This window comes from Clostridium sp. AM22-11AC (assembly GCF_003473545.1).
Taxonomy (GTDB): domain Bacteria; phylum Bacillota; class Clostridia; order Lachnospirales; family Lachnospiraceae; genus Enterocloster.
On record NZ_QUCM01000017.1, the window covers coordinates 47318 to 72377 of the forward strand.

General features: G+C 43.4%; 20 protein-coding genes. 14 read left to right on the forward strand and 6 right to left on the reverse strand.

Annotation, left to right across the window (positions count from 1 at the left end):
- Window positions 1-77: 77 nt before the first annotated feature.
- The gene (locus DW251_RS18620; RefSeq protein WP_347474667.1) at window positions 78-548 is read right to left on the reverse strand and encodes a 3D domain-containing protein; all 471 of its coding nucleotides are present in this window, start codon (window positions 546-548) and stop codon (window positions 78-80) included.
- A 297-nt stretch (window positions 549-845) separates the two neighbouring features.
- On the opposite strand from DW251_RS18620, the gene hrcA reads away from it, so the two are divergent.
- The 5 genes from hrcA to DW251_RS13320 all read left to right on the forward strand — a co-directional run bounded on the left by hrcA (window position 846) and on the right by DW251_RS13320 (window position 6407).
- On the forward strand, window positions 846-1892 hold the full coding sequence (gene hrcA, locus DW251_RS13300; RefSeq protein ID WP_118301434.1) for a heat-inducible transcriptional repressor HrcA: 1047 nt from the start codon (window positions 846-848) through the stop codon (window positions 1890-1892).
- Window positions 1893-1909: 17 nt separating this feature from the next.
- Window positions 1910-2491, forward strand: coding sequence for a nucleotide exchange factor GrpE (grpE, locus tag DW251_RS13305; RefSeq protein WP_118301453.1), 582 nt, complete (start codon window positions 1910-1912; stop codon window positions 2489-2491).
- Between the two features lie 139 nt (window positions 2492-2630).
- On the forward strand, window positions 2631-4502 hold the full coding sequence (dnaK, locus tag DW251_RS13310; RefSeq protein WP_118301435.1) for a molecular chaperone DnaK: 1872 nt from the start codon (window positions 2631-2633) through the stop codon (window positions 4500-4502).
- A 183-nt stretch (window positions 4503-4685) separates the two neighbouring features.
- The gene (gene dnaJ / locus DW251_RS13315; protein WP_118301436.1) at window positions 4686-5828 is read left to right on the forward strand and encodes a molecular chaperone DnaJ; all 1143 of its coding nucleotides are present in this window, start codon (window positions 4686-4688) and stop codon (window positions 5826-5828) included.
- Between the two features lie 15 nt (window positions 5829-5843).
- Window positions 5844-6407 (forward strand): hypothetical protein, encoded by a 564-nt coding sequence (locus DW251_RS13320; RefSeq protein ID WP_021869182.1) that lies wholly within the window; start codon window positions 5844-5846, stop codon window positions 6405-6407.
- 111 nt (window positions 6408-6518) lie between these two features.
- On the opposite strand, the gene DW251_RS13325 is transcribed toward DW251_RS13320, so the two are convergent.
- Window positions 6519-7379 carry a DNA glycosylase gene (locus DW251_RS13325; RefSeq protein WP_021869183.1) on the reverse strand — a complete coding sequence of 287 codons (861 nt, stop codon included), beginning with the start codon at window positions 7377-7379 and terminating at the stop codon, window positions 6519-6521.
- Between the two features lie 186 nt (window positions 7380-7565).
- Between DW251_RS13325 and DW251_RS13330 the strand changes: the two genes are divergently transcribed.
- The 5 genes from DW251_RS13330 to DW251_RS13350 all read left to right on the forward strand — a co-directional run bounded on the left by DW251_RS13330 (window position 7566) and on the right by DW251_RS13350 (window position 14238).
- A complete protein-coding gene (locus DW251_RS13330) occupies window positions 7566-9671 on the forward strand; it encodes a sigma 54-interacting transcriptional regulator (RefSeq protein WP_118301437.1) in 2106 nt (701 codons plus the stop codon).
- Between the two features lie 268 nt (window positions 9672-9939).
- Complete coding sequence (locus tag DW251_RS13335) at window positions 9940-11115, forward strand: MalY/PatB family protein (protein WP_021869185.1); 1176 nt, start codon at window positions 9940-9942, stop codon at window positions 11113-11115.
- 81 nt (window positions 11116-11196) lie between these two features.
- Complete coding sequence (locus DW251_RS13340; protein WP_021869186.1) at window positions 11197-12432, forward strand: dicarboxylate/amino acid:cation symporter; 1236 nt, start codon at window positions 11197-11199, stop codon at window positions 12430-12432.
- 104 nt (window positions 12433-12536) lie between these two features.
- A complete protein-coding gene (locus tag DW251_RS13345) occupies window positions 12537-12788 on the forward strand; it encodes a hypothetical protein (RefSeq protein WP_021869187.1) in 252 nt (83 codons plus the stop codon).
- 172 nt (window positions 12789-12960) lie between these two features.
- On the forward strand, window positions 12961-14238 hold the full coding sequence (locus DW251_RS13350; protein ID WP_118301438.1) for an L-serine ammonia-lyase, iron-sulfur-dependent, subunit alpha: 1278 nt from the start codon (window positions 12961-12963) through the stop codon (window positions 14236-14238).
- Between the two features lie 263 nt (window positions 14239-14501).
- Here DW251_RS13350 and DW251_RS13355 read toward each other — a convergent pair whose 3' ends face one another.
- From DW251_RS13355 to DW251_RS13365, 3 genes are read right to left on the reverse strand one after another with little or no spacing between them, the layout of a single operon-like run.
- Window positions 14502-15614, reverse strand: coding sequence for an anaerobic sulfatase maturase (locus DW251_RS13355; protein ID WP_118301439.1), 1113 nt, complete (start codon window positions 15612-15614; stop codon window positions 14502-14504).
- 11 nt (window positions 15615-15625) lie between these two features.
- On the reverse strand, window positions 15626-17170 hold the full coding sequence (locus DW251_RS13360; protein ID WP_118301440.1) for a response regulator: 1545 nt from the start codon (window positions 17168-17170) through the stop codon (window positions 15626-15628).
- Window positions 17145-18860, reverse strand: a complete 1716-nt coding sequence (locus DW251_RS13365) for a sensor histidine kinase (RefSeq protein WP_021869191.1) — start codon at window positions 18858-18860, stop codon at window positions 17145-17147. The genes DW251_RS13360 and DW251_RS13365 overlap by 26 nt, the downstream gene beginning before the upstream one ends.
- 244 nt (window positions 18861-19104) lie before the next feature.
- On the opposite strand from DW251_RS13365, the gene DW251_RS13370 reads away from it, so the two are divergent.
- The 4 genes from DW251_RS13370 to DW251_RS13385 are packed head-to-tail and all read left to right on the forward strand — an operon-like array spanning window position 19105 to window position 23721.
- A complete protein-coding gene (locus DW251_RS13370) occupies window positions 19105-20472 on the forward strand; it encodes a sugar ABC transporter substrate-binding protein (RefSeq protein ID WP_118301441.1) in 1368 nt (455 codons plus the stop codon).
- Window positions 20473-20487: 15 nt separating this feature from the next.
- Window positions 20488-21378 carry a sugar ABC transporter permease gene (locus DW251_RS13375; protein WP_021869193.1) on the forward strand — a complete coding sequence of 297 codons (891 nt, stop codon included), beginning with the start codon at window positions 20488-20490 and terminating at the stop codon, window positions 21376-21378.
- Window positions 21379-21392: 14 nt separating this feature from the next.
- Window positions 21393-22223, forward strand: coding sequence for a carbohydrate ABC transporter permease (locus DW251_RS13380; RefSeq protein ID WP_118301442.1), 831 nt, complete (start codon window positions 21393-21395; stop codon window positions 22221-22223).
- 22 nt (window positions 22224-22245) lie between these two features.
- Window positions 22246-23721, forward strand: coding sequence for a sulfatase-like hydrolase/transferase (locus DW251_RS13385; protein WP_118301443.1), 1476 nt, complete (start codon window positions 22246-22248; stop codon window positions 23719-23721).
- Window positions 23722-24136: 415 nt separating this feature from the next.
- Here the strand turns inward: DW251_RS13385 and DW251_RS13390 are convergent, their stop codons facing one another.
- Window positions 24137-24940 carry an AraC family transcriptional regulator gene (locus tag DW251_RS13390; RefSeq protein WP_118301444.1) on the reverse strand — a complete coding sequence of 268 codons (804 nt, stop codon included), beginning with the start codon at window positions 24938-24940 and terminating at the stop codon, window positions 24137-24139.
- Window positions 24941-25060 lie beyond the last annotated feature (120 nt).

Here is a 25060-nt window from a genome sequence, read left to right on the forward strand (position 1 = left end):
CAGCTTTTGCCAATATCTTGTTAGCCACTGCCAAAGGCAGCTGGCAGACTGGCTTTATATATTATTTAATCATATGGTTAGGCTAATAAGAAAACCTCTACATTCTGTATTCCGTGATTTTTTGATTCTGCGTGTGTATCATAAAAAATATCAATGTGATGGCCTTTTACACCGCCGCCTTTGTCCTCGGCAATGTAAACCACCCCGTTGATCATAACCCTGGTTCCATATGGGATCACTCTTGGGTCAACAGCAATGGTGTGCTGGGAGCTGGCAACGGCACCGGTACAGGTGTTTCTTCCCCAGCCTGCGGAGCAGCTTCTGCAAGGGCAGTAACCGGTAGTTTTAAAAACACCCAGGGAAACCATCTGGGAAGCCGGTTCTTCAACGTTTTCGGCAGCTTCTGTTTCCTGCTGATCCTGATCGTTTGCAGCTTCTTCTGTTTGCTGTGTCTGTTCGGAACTGTCATTTTCAGAAGCGAATGCACAAAAGGCAGAGCCAATTATAAAAAATACAGTGATAAAAGTCGTGGTTAATAGTTTCTTCATGTTCATTTCTACCTCCTTTTGCAGTCGGAAAGGACAAGGACTGCGGTCGTTCACAATGCCTCATAATATTTGCAATGTATTTTTAATATATTATAAATATATGTAACACTTTTGTAATATATGAACGATAAAGTAATATTTACCACATTTTTTTAAATCTGTCAAGAAAAACACAAAATGCGCAAAAAGCCCTTGACAAATTCTTTATAAAGGAATATATTATGCAATGTAGATGTTAGCACTCCAATAAGTTGAGTGCTAATAACAAAAGAAACAGCGAACAGGAGGCAGGAACACATGGATGCGCAGTTGGATGAGCGTAAGGTCACTATATTAAAAGCGATCATAAAGACTTATCTGGAAACAGGCGAGCCGGTGGGTTCCCGGACGATTTCCAAGTATTCGGAACTGAAACTCAGTTCTGCCACCATCCGCAATGAGATGTCAGACCTGGAAGAGATGGGCTACATTATACAGCCACATACATCAGCAGGACGTATTCCTTCTGATAAGGGATACAGGTTCTACGTTGACCAGATCATGCAGGAGAAAGAAAATGAAGTCACAGAATTTAAGGATGTGATGGTCCAGAAAGTAGATAAACTGGAACTGGTCCTTAAGAAAATGGCTCAGGCTCTTGCGGCAAATACCAATTATGCAGCGATGATCAGCGGACCAAGCTACCACAAGACAAAGCTGAAATTCATACAGCTTTCCAGAGTAGAAGCAAATAAGCTTCTGGTGGTAGTGGTTGTGGAAGGCAACATCATCAAGAACACCATGATCGATATTGGCGAAGATCTGGGAGAACAGGAACTTCTCAATCTGAACATCCTCTTAAACAGCAGCTTAAACGGACTGACCATTGAAGAGATCAATCTTGGGATTATCAGCAAGCTGAAAGAAGATGCAGGCATTCACAGTAAGGTGATCGAACTGGTACTGAATGAAGTCGCAGAAGCTATTAAAGCGGGCGGCGAGGACCTGCAGATCTATACCAGCGGAGCGACCAACATTTTCCGGTATCCGGAACTGGCTGAAGGAGAAAAGGCCAGCAAGCTGATCGGAACATTAGAACAAAAAGAAGTGCTGCAGGAATTTGTTTCCGATGTAAACGCAGACCAGCAAGGCGATGGAGGCATTCAGGTATACATTGGTGATGAAACACCGATCCAGTCCATGAAGGACTGCAGCGTGGTCACAGCCAATTATGATCTGGGCGGGGGCCTTCGGGGAACCGTAGGAATTATCGGTCCTAAGCGAATGGATTATGAAAAAGTTCTTGGAACTTTGAAAAATCTCATGAACCAGCTGGATGCAGCATTTAAAAAGGATGAAAGGTGATAGCAGTGAGCGAAGAAATGAAAAATGAAGATCTGAAGGATCCGTCCAATATGGAACAGGAAGCTTCTGAGGAGACTGCTTCTGAGAACACTGAAACAAGTGCAGAAGAGAAGACCACAGAAAAAGCACCTGAGAAAGAGGGCTTCTTTAAAAAGAAAAAAGATCCTAAGGATGAAAAAATAGAAGAACTTACCGACCGGGTAAAACGCCAGATGGCAGAATTTGATAATTTCCGCAAGAGAACGGAAAAAGAAAAATCTACCATGTACGAGATGGGTGCAAAAGACATCATCGAGCGTATGCTTCCGGTAGTTGATAATTTTGAAAGAGGCTTAGCTTCCATTCCGGAGAGCGAAAAAAATACAGCTTTTGCTGAGGGAATGGAAAAAATATATAAGCAGTTCCAGAAAGTCTTAGAAGACGCCGGTGTAAAAGCCATTGAGGCAGCCGGACAGCCATTCGATCCTAACTTCCACAATGCAGTGATGCATGTAGAAGATGAAAGCTTAGGAGAGAATATCGTAGCTGAGGAACTTCAGAAAGGCTATATGTACCGTGACAGTGTTGTAAGACACAGCATGGTAAAAGTAGCAAACTGACATTGAGCACTTAACGAGGTCTTTTCGAGTTTAGTGCGAAAGTCGTTCCCGAAACTTGGCGAGGTCTTTTCGAGCCTTAGTTGAGTGGAACATTTATTATGATTTTTTCATCAAACATATATAACAGGAGGAAAAAACTATGAGTAAGATTATTGGTATCGACTTAGGTACAACTAATAGCTGCGTAGCCGTTATGGAAGGTGGAAAGCCAACCGTTATCGCTAACGCAGAGGGCGTAAGAACCACACCATCTGTTGTGGCATTTACAAAAACAGGAGAAAGACTGGTAGGTGAGCCTGCTAAGCGCCAGGCAGTTACCAATGCAGACAGAACCATTGCTTCTATCAAGCGTCATATGGGTACTGACTACAAGGTAGACATTGATGGAAAGAAATACACTCCACAGGAGATCTCCGCAATGATCCTTCAGAAGCTGAAAGCAGATGCTGAAAGCTATCTGGGCGAGACTGTAAGCGAAGCAGTTATCACTGTTCCTGCATATTTCAACGATGCACAGCGTCAGGCAACCAAGGATGCCGGTAAGATCGCTGGTCTGGATGTAAAGCGTATCATCAACGAGCCTACAGCAGCAGCATTAGCTTACGGCCTTGACAATGAAAAAGAGCAGAAGATCATGGTATATGACCTTGGTGGTGGTACATTCGATGTATCTATCATTGAGATCGGTGATGGTGTTATTGAAGTTCTTTCTACCAACGGTGATACACACCTTGGCGGTGATGACTTCGATAATGCAATTACCAACTGGATGATCTCTGAATTCAAGAAGGCAGAAGGCGTAGACCTTTCCGGCGATAAGATGGCTCTTCAGAGATTAAAAGAAGCAGCTGAGAAAGCTAAGAAGGAACTGTCTACTGCGACTACAACCAATATCAACCTGCCATTCATCACAGCTACTGCAGAAGGTCCAAAGCATCTGGATATGAACCTGACAAGAGCTAAATTTGATGAACTGACACATGACCTGATCGAGCGTACAGCTATCCCGGTACAGAACGCATTGAAGGATGCTGGTATTACCGCAGCTGAGCTTGGCAAGGTACTGTTAGTTGGTGGTTCTACACGTATGATCTCCGCACAGGAGAAAGTAAAACAGTTAACCGGCAAAGAGCCTAGCAAGTCCCTGAACCCAGATGAGTGTGTTGCAATTGGTGCAGCTATCCAGGGTGGTAAGTTAGCAGGCGATGCAGGTGCCGGAGATATCCTTCTTCTGGATGTAACTCCACTGTCTCTGTCTATTGAGACCATGGGCGGTGTAGCAACCAGACTGATCGAGAGAAATACAACCATTCCTACCAGAAAGAGCCAGATCTTCTCTACTGCAGCTGATAATCAGACCGCTGTTGATATCCATGTTGTACAGGGCGAGCGTCAGTTTGCAAGAGATAACAAGACCTTAGGCCAGTTCCGTCTGGATGGTATCCCACCAGCAAGAAGAGGTGTTCCGCAGATCGAAGTTACATTCGATATCGATGCAAACGGTATTGTAAATGTATCTGCTAAGGATCTTGGAACAGGCAAAGAGCAGCATATTACCATTACTTCCGGATCTAACATGTCTGATTCAGATATTGATAAGGCTGTTAAAGAGGCTGCTGAGTATGAGGCTCAGGATAAGAAGCGTAAGGAAGCGATCGATGCAAGAAATGATGCTGATTCTATGGTATTCCAGACTGAGAAGGCTCTGGAAGAGGTTGGCGACAAGATCGATGCTAACGACAAGGCTGAGGTTGAGGCTGATTTAAATGCACTGAAAGAAGCTATCAACAGAGCGCCGGTTGATCAGATGACTGATGCCCAGGTTGAAGATATCAAGTCAGGTAAAGAAAAACTGATGAACAGCGCCCAGAAGCTGTTTGCAAAGGTTTATGAGCAAGCACAGCAGGCTGGTGCAGGTGCAGGTCCAAACATGGGTGGTGCAAATGCAGGCAATGCAGGAAGCTCCAAGCCAGATGATGATGTAGTTGACGCTGACTTCAAAGAAGTGTAAGATTATATAACGGTTCAGACATATGCTGTTTTGGACGGGAAAGTGTGTTGCAAGCTAGCATGTCTGAACTAATGGACGGGTCCGAGAGGGGAGATATCCCCTTCCGGGCCTTACCGTCTGTTTAAACAAAGGGCATTTTGGACCCGGCAGAGAAAGAAATAGCAGTGATAAGAGGTAAACAACATGGCAGAGAATAAGAGAGATTACTATGAAGTTCTGGGTGTTTCAAAAGACGCTGATGAAGATACCCTGAAAAAAGCATACAGAAAACTTGCCAAGAAATACCATCCTGATGCAAATCCTGGTGACAAGGAGGCAGAGGCAAAGTTTAAGGAAGCTTCAGAGGCTTACAGCGTACTGAGCGATCCTCAGAAACGTCAGCAGTACGACCAGTTCGGCCATGCTGCATTTGAGCAGGGCGGCGGCGCTGGTTATGGCGGCGGTTTCGGCGGCTTTGATTTTAACGGCGGAGATATGGGAGATATCTTTGGCGATATTTTCGGTGATATTTTCGGCGGCGGCCGTTCCAGATCCAGAAGCGGTCCTATGAAGGGGGCAAATGTAAGAACAGCAGTCCGCATTACCTTTGAGGAAGCTGTATTTGGCTGCGAAAAAGAGATTGAGATCAACTATAAGGAAGTATGTTCAAGCTGTAACGGAACTGGCGCAAAGCCAGGTACTTCCCCACAGACCTGTACCAAGTGTAATGGTAAAGGTAAGATCATGTATACACAGCAGTCTTTCTTTGGTCAGGTTCAGAATGTACAGACCTGTCCGGAGTGTAACGGTACAGGTAAAGTCATTAAGGAAAAATGCCCGAACTGCTATGGTACCGGATACAAGACTGTTCGCAAGAAATTTAAAGTTTCTATCCCGGCAGGTATTGACAATGGCCAGTGTATCCGTATGGCTGGCGGCGGTGAGCCGGGAACAAACGGCGGCGAGAGAGGCGACCTGTTAGTAGAGGCAGTAGTATCCCAGCATCCAATCTTCAAGCGCCAGGATACCAGCATTTATTCTACTGTACCGATCTCCTTTGCAAAGGCAGCATTAGGCGGTCCGATCCGCATCAAGACCGTAGACGGTGAAGTAGAGTATGAGGTAAAACCAGGTACCCAGACCGATACCAAGGTACGTTTAAAGGGAAAAGGCGTTCCATCCCTGCGTAACCGCAATGTGCGCGGCGATCATTATGTAACACTGGTAGTCAAGGTGCCGGAGCGTATGAATCAGGCTCAGAAGGATGCATTAAAGCGCTATGATGACCTGATGAACGGAATTGAACCAGAAGGAGAAAAGCCAAAGAAGAAAGGGCTTTTTAAATAGGAGAACCTCTGCAATATGCTGATAAAAAAGAGAAAAAATACAGTGCCGCCCTGGAAGATCTTTATTCTGACAGTGGTAGGTTTCGGACTGATGCTTGCAATCGCAGTACACAGCCGGAATGAGGCATTAAACCGGTTAAGCCAGGAATATACTATTACAGATGACGCAAAGCCAAGGCATATCAAATTTGAGTCCATGCCGGTAGGTGAAGCAGAACAGGCAGTGGGAATGTATCTGCGGTATAATGCAATGGTCCAGTTTGAGGAAAGCGGGAAAATCCTTTCTGATGATCTGGCAAAAAATGTTCCTTTTGATAGTATGCAGGCTGATTTTGAAAATGGTATTTATCCACAGGACGTTCTGGTGCATGGTTTTAAGACCTTATCCGAAGAGGAATATGGGGATGAAAAATCCCAGTATGACAACCATGCCACACTTCTTGGCTATACTTCCTATAAAGTAGTCCAGGTTTCCTTAGATGAACAGTGGCCGGATGAAACAAAGGAAAATATCACAAGGCAGTATGCAGTGGGACGAAGCCGGAAAAGCTGGAAGATATTTGAGATCACAGAGAAATAAATGGATCTAAGATAGATCAAAAAAACGAGAAGAGGATGAGATATGCCTCTTCTCATTTTTTGTTGCTATACATATTGAAAGTGCGCAGTGAGGCGCTCACGGATCTGCAAATTATTTCCCGTGTATTACATTGCGTTCATAATTAAAGATATACTGCTGCATGACTCCCGCATAGCCCTTATAACATCCAAAAGAGTCGGTGATCATCTGGTCATAAAGTCTGGCTTTAGGCAGATCTTTGTATTTTTCAGCATCATAATAATGTTCGTTTAGGATCTTCTCAATCCAGGTATCCACAGGAAAGGCGTCAATGTGATGCAAACCGAAAAGGCAGACACAGTTGGCTACTTTCTTGCCAATGCCGTAAAAGCCGGTAAGATACTCCATGGCAGCGGTATAATCCAACTTGCTTAAATGCGCCAGGTCCAGACGTCCAGCTACAGCGTCTCGGCAGAGGCGGTAGATATATTTGGCCCGGTAGCCAAGTTTCAGGGCAAGGAGATCTTCTAAAGAAGCCTGACACAGCTGTTCAGGTGTGGGAAATGCATAAAACTGGTCAATCTTTGTCCCATACCGGCTGCAGAGGGCTTCCACCAACGCCCGGATCGCAGGGATCGTCTTTTGCTGTGAGATCACAAAAGTAATGATCATTTCCCATGTATCCTGACGAAGGATGCGGATGCCCTGTCCGGCTTTAGAGGCTGCTTTCAGATAGTGATCGTCCGGTGTGATGGATGCGATCATTTTCTCATAATCTGTATTTAAGTCAAAATAGTTCTTCCAGAAATTTTCTAAATCCGGTCCACATTCCAGAAAAAAGATGTCATTTTCCTGTCGAATAAAGCAAACATGGCCCTGGCTTATAACCTGCCAGGTATTTGTACGCCCAGGCGCCGGTATCATTCGAAAGACCTGTCCTGACCCGGCAGTCTGCTCCAGATCAAAACAGGGGATCTTATATGTAAATGTCATAAAATGCCTCCAAACAGTATTGTGTTTATAAAACAGTTGTTTTAGGAATATCATCAATGGTATCATAAATACGGAAGAAAAAACAGATACGTTTTTTGGCAGATCCGTTGCTGGTCATGCAGCGCATGAACCGCATGAACCGTAACAGGATTTTAAGAGTATATAAAAGGGTTGGTGTAAAATACGATGAAAAAAATTGCAGTTGTGGCGCTGGATCCGTTGGCCGGTGCTTCCTATACAAAAGAAGTAAGAGATCTTTTTGGTGAATATGCGGAAGTAGTGGGGTATAGCGTAAGAGATGGATCAGCTGCCGGAGTGCTTCCAAGAGCGGATCTGTTTGCTATATCTACAGATGCCTATGGTTCTGCAGAAGAAGAGGCCCGCCATGTGCCTATTGATAGTCAGATCATGTCCATTGAGGTTACTTTTTACTGGGAAACCCTAAAAAAACTGTTTGAGATACCACAAGGAACGAAAGTGTTGTTTGTGAATGTTACCAGTAATATGGCAAGAGAGGCTATTACCCAGTTAAGCTCTCTTGGAGTAAACCATCTGCAGTTCATTCCTTATTATCCCGGCGCTGTTTTAGAAGAACCGGTGGATATTGCGGTAACTCCCGGTGAATCCCGTTTTGTGCCGCCTTCTGTAAAAACAGTGATCGACTGTGATCACCGTCCCTGTTCCTATGGAATGATGGTAGAAATAGCTTTGCGTCTGGGACTGGAATATCTGCCGGAAACAGAAAGCTTTATGAATTATGCTAAGGTAGTGGCCTCCAATCACTACAGCTTTGACCTGATGTATGCTAAAAGCCGCAGGCAGGAAAGCCAGATGCATATTCTGGCGGAAAGCCTGGATGAAGGTCTGATCGGTGTAAATGAAACAGGAGAGGTTTTTGTCTGTAACAAAAAGGCCTGTCAGATCGCCCGCATTTCTGAAGAACTGGCTATGGGAAAGAAGGGGGAAGAGGTATTTCCCTATATTCCTTTTTATCAGGTGCTCCGGGAGAAAAAGGCAGTTCCTGAGAAGGTGATCCGCCTCTTTGGAACCAATGTTTCCCTGGCAGTGGTGCCGGTGGTGCGAAAAGAGGACTGTATCGGCGCCTTTGCCATGCTACAGAAGTTTAATGAGCAGGAGTCCCGCCAGAATGCCTTGCGAAGACAGCTGATGCAGAAAGGCCATTATGCCCGTTATACCTTCGATGACGTAATAGGAAATTCAGATGCTATTACAGAAACCATTAATATTTTAAGGAAAATGGCAGCAACTGAAAGCCCTGTGCTTCTCATTGGAGAGACAGGTACTGGAAAAGAGCTGATGGCACATGCAGTCCATCAGGCTTCCGGGCGGGCAGCCGGTCCTTTTATTGCCATTAATGTGGCTGCCATGCCGGAAAATCTTCTGGAAAGCGAGTTGTTCGGCTATGAAGAAGGCGCCTTTACAGGAGCCAAAAAAGGCGGCCGTCCCGGTCTTTTTGAATTTGCCCACCACGGAACTTTATTTTTAGATGAAGTGGAAGGAATGAGCCTTTCCATGCAGGTAAAACTTCTGCGTGTTCTCCAGGAAGGGGAGATCATGCGCGTGGGCGGCGGCAGCATTATCCGTGTGGATGTGCGTATTGTGGCAGCTACCAATGAAGCCTTAGAGAAGAAGATACAGGAAGGCAGTTTCAGAAAAGACCTGTATTACCGTTTAAATGCACTGACAGTAGAGATACCGCCTCTCAGAAAGCGGGGAGATGATATTTTTATGCTGTTTGATTTCTTTATGCGGAAAATGGGTGGAAACTTTACTTTATCAGAAGAAGTGAAGGCTTTTCTGCGCAGGCATCCATGGCCGGGAAACATCAGAGAACTGCAGAATGCAGTGGAATATTTTAATTATCTGGCAAAACCGGTGATCGAGCTTTCCGACCTGCCGCCTACCATGACCAGAGTAGTAGGAGTGGGGTTGGATGTAGTAGGACCAGGTGAAAGCAGTGGGGAAAATGAAAACGTGAAAACAGGAACCACACAGCTGAAAGAAGGTTCAACCTATTCCGGTCATATGGATACAGAGGCTAAAAAGCAGTTTGTATTAAAACAGCTGGCACTTGCCTGGAAAGCCGGAGAAACAGTGGGAAGGGAGAAAATATTAGAGGCAGCAAAAAAAGATCACATTCCTATGACCCAGAAACAGGCAAGAGATCTTTTGAAAGAGTTGGAAAAAGAAGGGCTGCTCCAGGTTGGAAGGGGCAGAGGCGGAAGTCGGATCACGGAAAAAGGGTTGAAAAAACTGGAAAAACAGAAATGATCCTTTGAATCATTTATAAAAAGGTCACAACCAATTAGGCAACCATTTAATAACTAATAAATCAACCAATATAACCAATTAACCATTTAATACCTGAAAATGACTTGTCCTTAAATTACCAAAATTTTCCAAAAAGCCAGAAAATAAGTGGAAAAACCATTGTTTTAACAAAAAACAATAAAAAATCGGGGAAAATAAAAGTTGGCATGTAACTTGCTTAATATATAAGTATCAACCGGAAACGGGAAAGAAAGGATACGAAACAGCAATGAAGTACAACTTTGATGAAGTGATCGACAGAAGCAACAACCGTTCTTCTAAATATGATGAAAGACTTAAGAAGTTCGGAACCGAAGATGTGATCCCATTATGGGTAGCTGATATGGATTTTAAGACTGCCCAGCCGATCATTGATGCATGCAAAAAGAAAGCAGAAGAGGGGATCTGGGGATATACTTCCAGACCGGCAAGCTACTTTGAAGCAGTACAGGAATGGGAAGAAAAATATTATGGCTGGAAGCCTGAAACTTCCCACATGAGCTGGTGCCTTGGTGTTGTTCAGACTATGGCAGCTCTGATGAAGATCTACACCATGCCAGGAGATAAGGTCCTGATCCAGACTCCTGTATATTCCGAATTTTATGATATTCCAGAGGCAATTGGCCGTGTAGTAGTAGAAAATCCTCTGGTAGAAGAAAACGGAAGCTGGCATGTAGATTACGAGGATTTTGAACGTAAGGTAAAAGAATGTAAAGTATTCTTACTGTGCAACCCTCACAACCCATTAGGCCTTGTATGGGATAAAGAAGATCTGGAAAAGATGGCTAAGATCTGTATGGAAAATGGCGTAATGCTGATCTCCGATGAGATCCATTCCGACCTGATCTTCCACGGAAAGAAGCACACCAGAACCGCTACCATTTCCAAAGAGATCCATGATTACGTAGTAACCTGTGTTTCCGTAACAAAGACCTTCAACCTGGCTGGTCTTCAGGCATCTACCACTATTTTCCCAAATCTGAGAATGAAGGCAGATTTTGACCGCTACTGGAGTTCCATGGATATCCACAGAAACAATGCATTCAGCTCTGTTGCCATTGAGGCTGCTTACAGAGAAGGCCGCGAGTGGTTAGACCAGTTACTTCCTTATCTGTCTGCAAACTTTGATTTTGTTAAGGAATACTGTGAAAAGAACATTCCTCAGATCAAGCCAAATATCCCGGATGCAACCTACCTTGTATGGTTAGACTGCCGTGATCTGGGAATGAGCAATGAAGAATTAAGAAAGTTTATGATCGAGAAGGCTAAGATCGGATTAAATGAAGGATATACCTTTGGAAGAAGCCTGACCGGATTTATGCGTCTGAATGTAGCATGCCCACGCAGCGTACTGGAAAAAGCTCTGGGACAGTTAAAAGATGCTGTAGATGCACTGGATAAATAAAATACAGTACAATTTAAAACAGTGCAATTTAAAACAATATAATTTACAACAATACAAAACGAGATAATTTTGGGGGAAATTATGGACAAGAAGAAAATCTGGGAAAGCTACCGCTTCCCGCTGATCCTTTTAGGAGGAATTATTTTAGGAGCGATCCTTGGAGCGATTTTAGGAGAGAAAGCAACGGTACTTGCACCAATTGGCAATGTATTCATCAACCTGCTGTTTATGGTCGTAGTACCTATGGTTTTTGTTTCTATTGTTAATGCAGTAGGAAGTATGTTAAATATGAACCGTCTTGGAAAGATCCTTGGCTCCCTGATCGGTGTATTTATTGTAACCGGACTGATCGCATCTGTTCTGGTACTGGTAGTTGTAAATGTATTCCCACCAGCTGCAAACACCACTATTGAGATGACCAGCGGTGAAATGGGAGAAATGGCAAGTGTTGGTGATATGATCGTTAGTACACTGACTGTAGATGATTTCTCCGGTCTGATGAGCAGAAAGAATATGCTTCCGATCATTGTTGCAGCTATCTTTACCGGTCTTGCAGTAGCAAAGTGCGGCGGACAGGAAAGCCCATTTGGTAAAGTAATGTGCAACTTAAATGACATCATCATGAAGATCGTTGATATGATCATGAAATTTGCTCCTCTTGGTCTTGGTGCATATTTTGCAAACCTGGTAGGTGAATTTGGTCCTCAGCTGATCGGTGATTATGGCCGCTGCATGCTGATCTACTATCCAATGTGTATTGTTTACGGCGTTGTATTCTTCCCGTTATATGCTTACTTTGCAGGCGGAAAGAAAGGCGTAAAAGCCATGGCAAAGAACATCTTCAACCCGGCTATTACTGCATTTGCAACACAGAGTTCATGTGCAACCATCCCTGTAAACCAGGAAGCATGTGATAAGATGGGTGTACCTCAGGATATCAGTAATATCGTTCTTCCTATGGGTGCTACCATGCATATGGATGGTTCTGTATTATCCGCTATTACAAAGATCGCTTTCCTGTACGGTGTATTCAACATGCAGTTTACAGGCGTTGGAACCTATGCAATGGCAATCGCAGTAGCAGTTTTAAGTGCATTTGTATTATCCGGAGCTCCAGGCGGCGGCCTTGTAGGTGAAATGCTTATTGTCAGCTTGTTCGGTTTCCCAGGAGAAGCATTCCCACTGATCGCAACCATCGGTTTCTTAGTAGACCCAATGGCTACCTGCTTAAATGCATCTGGTGATGCTGTTGCTTCTATGATGATCACACGTCTTGTAGAAGGCAAGGACTGGATCAACAAAAAAATCAATGGGTGATCCATTTAATGGATAAGCTGCCTGCCAGTGCAGGCAGTGGAGCGCGTTGGCACGGATTTATGCATACAATACAAAAATACATAAAAGACGAAGGAGAAATCACTATGAAAGTTACAGTAATCGGCAGTCATCTTTGCCCAGACACTCTTTATGCTTTACAGCAGCTTGCTGCAGCAGGGGCTGAAATTGATTTTAAAGACATTTTATCCTGCCATGCAGATCTTAAAGCATACTTAAATCTGCGTGATAACTCTGATCTGTATGCACAGATCCGCGGTACAGAACGTCTTGGAATTCCATGCTTCGTAAAAGAAGACGGAACTACTACTTTAAATCTGGCAGAGGTTTTAAAGTAATTAAAGAGATCTTTATTTAGGATCGTTCATTAGGATACGATATAAAAAAATGTAAATGATCGCGTAAGCGATGTCAGAGTGAGTAAAGGGGGATGCTGTGAAATGATAGGAACATTTTGCAGCATCCTTTTTGCAAAGTCTTTGGGATCATAGAATTGAGGAGAAAAATAAGATGCATGCATTAACAGAACTGATAAAAAGTGATATGAAACCAGCTCTTGGCGTTACAGAACCGGGAGCCATTGCTTTTGCTGTATCCACAGCAAAAGCCCATATAAAAGGCACTGTAAAAGGGGTGGGTTTAAGATTAAACAGCGGTATGTATAAAAATGCCTTTACCTGCGGTATTCCGGGAACAAGTGAGGTGGGAAATTATTACGCTGCTGCTTTAGGCGCTGTTGCTGCAGATCCAAAGAAGGGTCTGGAATGTCTGGAAGGTATTGGAAAGGCAGAGGAAGAAGCTGCAGGCGAAATGATCAAAGCGGGAATGATATCAGTTTCCATGAGCAGTATTACCAGCCGCATTTTCATTGAAGCAACTGTAACAGGTGAGACTTCAGAGGCAGTTGTTACTATTCAGGATGCCCACACTAATATTACAAAGATCACAGAAAATGGAACTGTAGTATTTGAAAAAGAAGCAAAAGCAGCACAGGAGAGTAAAGAGGCTACACCGCTGATCCATCAGTATACCCTGGCGCAGATGGTAGAGTATGTAAATACTGTTTCTGCACAGGAACTGGATTTTATCAAAGAAGCATATAAAGTAAACTACGAGCTGCTTCAGGAAGGCTTAAAGAGTCCAAAGACTACCTACGGACCATATCTGTTAAAGAAGAATGGTGGGGTTCTGGTATCAGAAGATGAAAGAAAGACTGCTTCATTATTCTGCAACGGAGCCATTGAGGCGAGAGTCATCGGTCTTTCCAAACCGGCTATGAGCATCACCGGTTCCGGTGCCCATGGTATTATTGCAACTATGCCGTTATATGCTGTATACAAGATCAATAACTATACAGATGAGCAGCTTCTTCGTGCTACTGCATTAAGCTATCTGGTATGTATGTACATTAAGGAATACTCCGGCAAGCTGTCTGCCTTCTGCGGCTGTGCTATTGCAGCAGGAACGGGAATGGCCTGTGCACTGGCATGGTTAAAAGGCGCCGACGCAGAAACGATGGAAAAAGTCATCAACAACATGGCAAGCAGTATTACAGGTATGATCTGTGATGGCGGCAACCAGGGATGTACCATGAAAGGTATTGTGGCAGTAGACGCAGCTTTTGACTCTGTAGAACTGGCTATGGACGATGTATATATTTACAATGCCCATGGTATCAACGGTGCAACTCCGGAAGAGACCATGCACAATATGGGACTGATTGCGTCACCTGGTATGACAGGAACAGAGAAGACCATTGTGGATATTCTTGACGGAAAGAATAAGTAATATTGTGCAAAACCTTTGGAAGGAGGAATTCTATGGAGTTTTGGAAAATGAATGGTGCTGGAAATGATTTTATAGTTACGTTTTAAAACAGACTTTGAATTGCGATATAGCTCTGACTGAATCAGATCACATTCTTCTGAAAGAACATTCAATGCCCGGTAAGTCAGATAAAATACATTAGTAAGTCTGAAATAAAGAAACTCTAAATATTCCATAAATTCTGAAGAGAAAAGGAATATTTAGAGTTTTCTTTTGGGTAACAATCATTGCGCGGCTGCAGCAACTTCTTTCATGAGCGGGAGACAGGCGTCGAAAAACATTTTATAACTTTCGCAGAAATAATTTACATAAAGTCCACTTGCCATATCCAGATCACGGTTTCTCTGGCATCCACCGCGACAGATGGAAAAATATGGACAGGACAGGCAGCTCTTCTTCAGTTTTTTGGAGCGTTCAATAAAACCGATTTCCGTCCGCTTCCTGTCAATCGAATCCAACTGATCTGTATTAAAATTTCCTAGTTTATACTCATCCAGTACATAGAAGTCGCAGGGATACACACTGCCGTCTGCTTCCACGGCATTTTGTATGTTGCAGATACCGCACTGGTCGCAGGACTCCGGGCGGTATCCCATTAGGATGCCGATGTAGTTTTCAAACTGGCGGATGTACGGCTGGCGGCCCCTTTTCCAGTCTTTATACCATAGGTGGAATAGTGTGATCAGAAACTCCCCATACTGTTTTGGTGAGAGGGCATAAGGATTTTGCCCATGAGGTTCCTCTAAGGGATCCAGACAGGCGATATACTGCTGATATCCTAAGCCGTTTCTACGGTAAAACTCATAGATTTCAGGAATGTGTGCAGCGGTATTTCCCGTTACAACGGTAAGGATATTAAAGTCTACACCATGCTTTTGCAGAAGTTTGGCAGCGCCGAAAATGCGCTCAAACACGGATCCGCACCCGGCAGCATGGCGGTAAATATCATTGGTTTCTCTGATACCGTCTAAGGAAAGCCCAACTAAAAAGTTATTTTCCTTGAAAAATGCACACCATTCATCATCCAAAAGATAACCATTTGTCTGAAAAGCATTCTGCACCTTGATGTGATTGCGGTTATACTGTTTTTCATAGGCAACCGCCTTCTTGAAAAAATCGAGTCCCCGAAGGGTAGGTTCGCCACCCTGAAAAGCATAGGAAATAACGCCTTCCGCCCGCAGGATGGTCTTTCGTATTACATTTTTGAGTGTCTCATCCGACATGAACCCATAGGACTTCTGCAGACGTTTCTGGGCCTCATCACAATAAAAGCAATAGTCGCAGTGCATGTTGCACATGCCGGATGATGGTTTCATAAGCACGCTGATTGGTGGCATGATAAAAACTCCTAACGTTTTTCTTTTTTATATTCTTCCGGGGAGACGCCCCAGTATTTTTTAAAAGCTTTTCCGAAGTATCCGCCATTGGAATATCCCGTCTTTTCAGCAACTTCATAAATGAGCATGTCCGGGGATTTTAAAAGTTTGCCAGCTGCCTGCATCCGCACATCGGTGAGGTAGGAAGAGAAGTTGGTGCCGGTTTCTTTCTTAAAAAGATTGCTTAAATGGGATGGAGTGACATTCACGAGACCGGCAACCAGGTTTAAGTCGATATTTTCGCTATAGTGAAGTTGGACATATTCTTTTATCTTCAAAATTTCAGACCTCTCTCCGGAACGTTTATCGCGGACAAATTCTGAAAACTCCATAATAAAATCAGACAGGATTTTCTGGCAGGTCCGTAAGGTATGGGCCTGGCGGATGCGCCTTAGAATGTCATTTTCATCCGCTGTCATCTGGTAAAGGGAAAAATTCAGTTCCCTGGCCACCCGGATGAAAATGTTCAGGATCTCTTCCATATAAGAGTAACACTGAAAAGGATAGAATAGGCCGCTTTTAAGCCATAGTAAAAAGCGCTGGACCAGTTCCGAAGATTTTTCACTGTTTCCGGAGGAAAGGGCAATATAAAGTTCCTGGGCCTGTGAATCCGTAATGAATGGAAAGCCTACGGAGGTAAGCAGCGGATAAGGCAGCGGTTCACTTCGCTCATAAAAAATGCAGGCAGAAAGGGCTTCTTCGGCCTGTTTCATTCCGGCTTTAAAAGAAGTTTCATCCTTTAATAAAGGACTGATACCGAAATATACGGTCTGATTGGCGTATTGTTTCATGGCAGCTCCGATCTGGCGGCAGAGGAGAAGATCTTTCTTTGTGTTGGATATAAGAAGGTATCCTTTTTCATCAAGGGAAAACAGTTCCTGTCCTGAGTAACGTTCGCAGATCTGGTTTAACAGGTTATAGATCATGTTTTTGCGATTGGTATCCGTAATCGGAGCAGTATCTGGTTCAAAGGAAAAACGGATCAGGTGATAATCCTGAATGGAAATATCCAGTTTGATGTTATGGAGTACATTCTTCACCTGCTCGTGATCCTCAAACCCCTGATTTTGAAGGCGCTTGATAAAAAGATATTTCAGATCGTCTGTATTTAAAGAAAAGGAAGCGTTCTTTTCCGGCTGGTCAGAGATGGCCTCTTTCATTTCCTTTAAGACTTCCAGTAGTTTGGCCGGATCAATAGAAAGCTTTCGGATATAATCATGGGCACCGTACTTCATAGCTTCACGGACAAGTTCAAACTCATCAAAGCAGCTTAGGACTAGAGACTGGATGGATATTTTTTCCTGTTTCAGGCGTTTGAGTAAAGTTATTCCGTCCATTCCCGGCATTTTGATGTCGGTGATCAGAATGTCGGGTTTGAGTTTTAAGATTTTTTCGTAAGCTTCTTTGCCATCGGCCGCTTCTGAGATCACATCGAAACCATACATATTCCATGGAAGGACGGTTTTGATGCCGGCCCTTACCAATGGTTCATCATCTGCAATCAGTACCTTTATCATTGTTCTCTCTCCTTTCGGACAGAAGGCTGTCTATCTGTTTATGTTGCGGGAACCGGATCGTCACGGTTGTAAAAGAGTTGCCGTCGCTGTCATATTGTAAGCCGTAATCAGGACCATAAGCCAGCTGTATGCGTTCCTGGACATTGCTCACGCCGAGACCGGAGAAGACATACCCCTTTTTACCCTGCTTTTTGGGTTTTAGGATTTCTTTCATAGTATCTGCATCCATGCCTGTTCCATTATCCTGAACCTGCAGGATGATAATGCCGTTTTCACACCGGCCGGAAATATCAATCATGAGAAAATCCCGTGCTTCAATATTGTGGAGAATGGAATTTTCCACCAGGGGCTGTAGGATCAGTTTTAAGGTGTGCTCTTTTAAAATTCCCTCCTCTATGTGGTAGGCCACATCGAAACGGCCGGGATAGCGCACCTGCTGGATCTTGATATAACTTTTGATGTTTTCCAACTCTTCTTCAATAGGAAGCACGTCATTGACCTTATTCATGCTGATCTCAAGAAGCCGGCCAAGAGCGGTAATGGTGTTGGTGATGTGTTCTGTCCCGGACATTACGGACATCCATTTGATGGAGTTTAGGGTATTAAAGAGAAAATGGGGATTGATCTGGGCCAGAAGCATTTCAAAGCGCAGCTCACTTTCCCGTTTCTGAGTGACCTGTATTTCCTCAATCAGATGGCCAATCTCTGTAACCATGTTGTTGAAGGTTCGGGAAAGACTGCTGATCTCATCTTTGGAATCGGTAGTGGCGATTTCGGCATTCAGGTTCCCAGCCATAACCTGCTGCATCTGTTCTTTCAGCTTAAAAAGTGGACGCAGCTGCGAATAGATAGCGAAAAATGTGGCCAGAAGACATATCATTAATAGTCCCAGGGATACAACAAACGTGAATGTGCGCAGTTCATAGATATCCTGATAGAGAAATTCCGTAGAAATGGTATCCGTCAGGCGCCAGCCTGAAAGTGGAATGGAGATTTCTTCCTGGAAATATTTAACATCTTTGGGAGTATGGATCCCGCAGATGGAATAACCGGAAGTATCCCATAATTCCATGTTCCCTGCTGCAGCTCCTAACAGACGGGAAAAACTGCTGGCAGGAAGGGAGATGACCAGATAAAAGCTTTTCGGTGAAAATGGCGGGAGCTTTCTAATATAGGAAACGAAAGTTTGATTGCTTTCAAAACGGCGGTAACTCTGGTGGGCGTTCGTAAAATATACCGACGGAACTACCTGCTCCGCAAAAAAATCCTCAAAGCGGAATTTCTGCTGGGGAAGCGTGGAGTAGAGCAGTTGGTCATTGGATAAAACACTGATGTCAGCATTGGAATTTAACAGGGAATTATTTACATTCTGAATCTGCTCATTGGCATCCTGCCAGCATTTTAAATAGGAATATCCCTTTGTTGCAGATTCACGGTAAAGAACACCGTAATTATTTAAGGATATCAGATAATCAGAAGCCTGGATCATGTTTAGGCAGAGACTTTCGATGTCATTTTTTGTTTGGTTCAGATTTTCTCGTTCCAGTGACTGCGCCTTGTCTCGGATAATGGTCTCAGCCTTTTTATATGCCCATGAAAAAAGGGTCAGATAAGGGACGAGAAACAGTACGATGATAATGAGGAATAAACGGCATGATAGGTTTAATTTCATAAAAGTATGTTTTATCACGATAAATTTCCCCTATTCTTTCTGCTTTTAAGACCCCGAAGCGGCATCTAATGCTTAAAGTATACAATAGGGAACGTGAAAAAAAAAGTGCCTTTGAGAATTACGTAAAAAAATACTAATTTTCAAAAAATATTACCACAAGCGTAAAAAAATACCAATTTGCCTTTTCATTCTCCATTCAAAAATACGGAATACCTGGCCTATAATAAGGGCATCAATCAGAAATCAGAAGGAGGAAGGTATTATGAGAACAAGAAGAACAGTTGCATTGGGGTTATCAGCAGTGATGGCAGTTTCCGTACTGTCCGGCTGCGGAAGTTCCAGTTCCAGCACAACAGCAGATACAAAGGGGGAAAGCAATGCATCCGCAGAAAGCTCCACAGAGCCGGTCGTACTTCACTGGTGGGGATCCTTTGCAGAGAATATGGGTCCAGAACAGGTATGTGAAGCTTTTAATAAAATAGATCCAAATCTCCAGGTGGAGTACACAAGATATGTCAATGATGATGCCGGAAATACAAAACTGGATATGACACTGATGTCCGATGATTCCATTGATGTATTCCTGAACATGAATGACGTTCTTTTAATGAAGAGAATTGAGAACGGTTATATGTATCCGCTGGATGAACTGTTTGAAAGCGCGGGATTCAGTCTGGAAGATGATTATGATGAAAATATTGCCCAGAAGGAGATCAACGGCCATTATTACAGCCTTCCTGCAAAGCGCATCACATCCACCATTCTTTACAATCAGAAGATGTTTGATGATGCAGGAATTCCTTATCCAAGTGATGACTGGACTTATGATGAGTTCATTGACACAGCCAGAAAGCTGACAAAGGGAGAAGGAAATGATAAGGTTTATGGTTGGTTCTTCCCAGGATATGATGCTGGTCAGCCGGCTCTTCGTATGATCGAGAGCAAGCTGGGACTTGACTGGATGTACGCTCCAGACGGAAAATCCGCAGCAATTGATACAGACGATGTAAAAGATCTTACCGAGAAGTACTTACAGCGTGTAGAAGAAGGAATTGAGCCAAGTTATGTAGATGTAACCACACAGAAAATGGAGCCTGCAAATATGCTCTTAACTGGCAAGGCTGCCATGGTATTTGGTGACTGGGTCGTAAGAAATGTAAAGGATACAGACAATTATCCTCACGATTTCAAGGTTGGTTTTGCAAGAATGCCAAGACTGTCTGCAGATCAGGAAAATAACTATACCACTTCTTACAGCGATGACTTAAGCATCAATTCCAAATCTCAGCATCCACAGGAAGCTATGAAGTTCATAAAATGGTATCTGGAAGAAGGTATGGATTATGTTGCGCCATATGCAAGAATCCCAGCGTGCAAGAAATATGATGCAGATAAAGTGGCTTCTCTGATCTTTGGAGAGCAGTCTGATCTGTTTGATATGGAAAGTGCTAAAAATATCTATCTGACACCAACTGACTTTTATGTACGTAAGAACATGCCAGTTGCAACAGAGATCAATACTATTCTGACTGAGGAATTTGATAAGGTATTTGCAGGTGCCCAGTCTGTAGAAGAGACCTTACAAAATGCCCAAAAGAGAGCGGATGAGAAGATCGCTCAGGAACAGTAGTGCAGGTGATGACTTATGGATAAACAAAAGCGCAAGAAACTTAAAACTGCCGCAAAGGGCTATGCTTTTATCGGCATCAACCTGATCGGTGTGCTTATATTCTGGACCGTTCCCATGCTTTTCAGCTTTATTATAAGTATCTCGAAGTGGGACTTTTCCAAAGGATTTAAAGGCATTAAGATCGTAGGATTTTCCAACTACATTGAAATATGGAGGGATGCGTGGTTTCGCGCTTCCCTCATCAATAACATTGTGTTCACGGTTAGCTATGTGGTGATTTTAATCGTACTGTCTTTCATTGTGGCTTATCTCTTAAATGAATATGTAGTCGGAAAGAAATTTGTACAGTTGGGACTGTATCTGCCATATATCGTAAATATTGTAGCGATCTCCGCGGTATGGCTGGCTCTTTTTTCTAATAATGGACCGATTTTGAATTTACTTAGAAAACTTGGAATGTCAAATCCGCCGGTCTTTATTTCAGATCTTCACTGGGCATTGCCGACGATTGTGATGATCTGTGTATGGCAGAACCTGGGCTATACCGTGATCCTGTTCCTTTCCGGTATGATCAATGTATCTAAAGATCTGTATGAAGCAGCTGCCATTGACGGAGCAAACGGGCTTGCCCGTATCTGGTATGTAACGATCCCTATGCTTTCAGGAACCACCTTTTTTATCGTCATCACATCGGTGATCAACTCTTTCAAGGTGTTTGGACTAATCAACCTGATGACCCACGGTGGACCTGGAACGGCCACAACCATGTTGGTATACAACATTTACCGTACAGCTTTCCAGTTTGGTAAACTTGAATTCGCATCTGCTCAGGGAATCGTCCTGTTAGCGATCATCTTCTTCATTACCTGGCTGCAGTTCCGCATCCAGAAGCGTAATGAAGAGTAAGGGGGCATGATGAAATGAAGAACAATAAAAGAATCGCAAAAATAATATGTAGCCTCTGTCTCTGGTCACTAGTACTGCTGTGTATTGTTCCTTTTATCTGGATGGTTTCTGCCAGTTTTAAGAGAGAGGCGGATATATTCGCAGTGCCATTCCGACTGATTCCGGATTATCTGAACCTTCAGAATTTCAAAGAAGTCTGGTTTGGTAAATACAGTTATTCATTGATGTTTTTAAACTCAGCGAAGGTAACACTGCTTTCCGTTGGGTTTGCAGTAACAACTTCCATCCTTGCGGGATATGGATTTTCCAAGATAAAGTTTCCGGGAAGGGATAAGATCTTTCTTCTTTATCTGGCGACCATGATGATTCCCCATCAGCTTTTAATGGTGCCCAAAATGTTGATGTTTAAGGAAATGGGCATTTACAATACCCATTGGGCACTGATCCTTCCGGCTGCATTTTCCATTTACGGCGTGTTTATGGTGCGCCAGTACATGCTGCAGATACCGGAGGAACTTTCTGAAGCAGCTCGCATTGACGGGGCGGGAGATATGCGCATCTGTTTCCAGATTATAGCACCCCTTTGCAAGCCGGCGCTGGTAACACTGGTCATTCTGTTCTTTACATGGAGTTGGAATGATTATGATAATGCACTTATCTTCATCAATAATAAAAATCTCTACACCATCAACCTGGGACTGGTAAACTTCATGGATGAAACTGGATTAAAATACAGCCTGATCATGGCTGCCAGCGTTATCTCCATTTTACCGATCTTTGCCATTTTCCTGGCAGCGCAGAAGTATTATATCGGCGGTCTTACAGCAGGTGGTGTGAAAGGATAAAGGAAAGGATAAAGGATTGATTATGAAAAAGAAACCAAATATCATTTTTATCATTACGGATGATCAGGGGGCATGGGCAGTAGAATCGGAGACAAACCATGACATTAAGACTCCGAATTTAACACGGTTGGCAGCGCAGGGAACCACTTTTGATGAGTTTTACTGCACATCTCCGGTGTGTTCACCGGCCAGAGCCAGCATTGTAACTGGAAAAATCCCTTCCTGCCATGGTATCCAAGACTGGCTGAAAAAAGGCAATCTGGATGCATGGAAATACCCCCATATGGCTGTGATGGACGGTTTCGACATGGAAGATAAAGCCATTGATTATTTAAAAGGCCACAAGACTTATATGGAGTATCTGGCTGAAAATGGTTACCATTGTGCGTTAAGTGGAAAATGGCACATGGGTGATAACATCAACAAGAAAAAAGGATTTGAGTACTATTTCACCGTTGGAAGAGGCGGCTGCCATTATTATGATGCAGATATTTTTGAAAACGGAGTGCTTTCCATTTCTCATGAATATATCACTGACACCATTACAAACCATGCTCTTGAGTATCTGGATAAAATGTCCGGTGAAGGCGCACCATTTTATTTAAGTGTCCATTACACAGCGCCACACAGCCCATGGGAAGAAAATGAACATCCAAAGGAATTTAGGGATCTTTACAAGGACTGCGAATTCAAGGATACGCCGGATCTGCCGATCCACCCGTGGCAGGCAAATACCTGCCCGATCGGGGATACACCGGAGAAGAGACGGGAATACTTAACCGGCTACTATGCGGCAATTTCTGCCATGGATGCGGGTGTCGGCAAGATCATGGATTGGGTAGAGGACCATGGCCTGGAGGACGATACGGTGATCATCTTTGCTTCCGATAATGGTATGAACTTAGGACAGCATGGTATCTGGGGTAAAGGAAACGGAACCTACCCACCAAATATGTATGATTCTTCTGTAAAAGTACCGTTCATCATCAAAGTACCTGGCTGCGAGGCACCAGGAAGCACTTGCTCTGCTATGGCAGGACAGTACGATATTTTCCCAACCATTCTGTCCCTGGCCGGCTGTGAATATAAATTGGAGCCAAAGCAACCTGGAAAGAGTCTGATGGAACAGATCAATCATCCAACTGCTGAATATGAGGATCGTATTGTAGTTTTTGATGAATACAGCAAGACCCGTATGATCAAGAAGGGAAAATTAAAATATATCCACCGCTACGGTGATGGCCCCTGCGAATTTTATGACCTTTCCACGGATCCAGACGAGGAAAACAACCTTTATGGAAACCCAGCCTGGGAAGAGCAGATCCAGCGCTTAAAGGTTGAAATGGAGGAGTGGTTTGACCGCTACACCGACCCGAAGATGGATGCCAGAAAAGGCGGGGCTGTAGGCCGCGGACAGGAAAAAATGTGTTATGAGGGAAATGCATTTGATCAGTCCATAGAGTTATACTATAAAGATAAAGAAAAATGTAGAGTTTGACAAACAGCAGGCACTTTTGGAATCGAAAGTGCCTATCTGCATGTACATGTGAATTTAATGTCATGGACAATATGAAATCAAGTATGAACAAAAAAATCCTATGCGACATACCCCCACTTAGCAAACGCTTGAAGTGGGGGATTTTCGTTCGATTGTTTGATAGGGCAAAGCATAAGCGAGCTATCCACTTGTGTCCCACGGTTTTATCATTCACTAGACAATATGTTAATATGGATAGAATTACTTCCGCGAAGATCAGGAAACTTTCTTTTCTGTATCAAGTGATACTCCAGATATTCGAATATCTTCTCTGCATATATTGTCTGGTCATATTAATGTGCTCTGACTTGCCGTCCCATCAGTATATCATAGGATCATGCGCTCGGCAATCATATCATATTCCAATTTCTTGACATCACATCATATTCCAATTTCTAACAAATGTTTTCCGGTATTCACTGGGGGAAGTTTTGAACTTTTCCTTAAACGCACGGTTAAAGGTGCGCAAACTTTTAAATCCACTGTCAAGGCAGAGCTCCGTGATTGTATCATTGGTATTTTCAAGTCGCTGACATGCATATCCCAACCGGGCATCATTCAGGTACTGGTTGAAGTTTTTATGGAATGTTTTAGAAAATATCCTTGACAAAACATATTTGCTGACGCCCAGATTTCTGGCCATACTTTCCAGAGTAATGGAATGCTTAAAATTCCCGGAGACGTAGGATACCGTACGGTAGATCAAATCTGTGCTTCCAACAGAACCTTTCTCAACCAGCTGAAATTTCGGGATACATCTTGCCAGTATAATCTGCAGATACGCCTGGACCAATGTAATGTCGTCCTTTTGTGCGCCGAGAATGGAATTAAATGCATGATAAACATCAGGTTCTATAGAGGAGGCTTTTATTACGGGTGGCTTTGGCGCTTTGTTTTCCAAAATATCTGTAAACCGGTCAACCAGGAATGGAGAAGCGTTTAAATAAATTGCCTGATTGCGCTGACATGAAAATACTTGATAGTGGTGAATGATATTTGGAAAGATAAAACCAATGTCGCCTTGATCCATATGGAAAAGTTCTTCTCCAACACCGAGTTCAACGCATCCCTCTGTAACATATACAATTTCCAGCGCATTATGTAGATGCGGTGGCCGGTGGACCGGTGTCTTTTTTATTGCAATAATCTCTTCCTTTGTATTTTCGTATACTAAATGCATTTCAAAATTCTCCTAAATTAAGATAAGAAGCGTATCGCCCTGATGCAAGATTTGGCTAATAGTTACTGCGATTTGACAAGCACGCAAATTGAAATGGTTTTATAATGAACCTGCAAACAA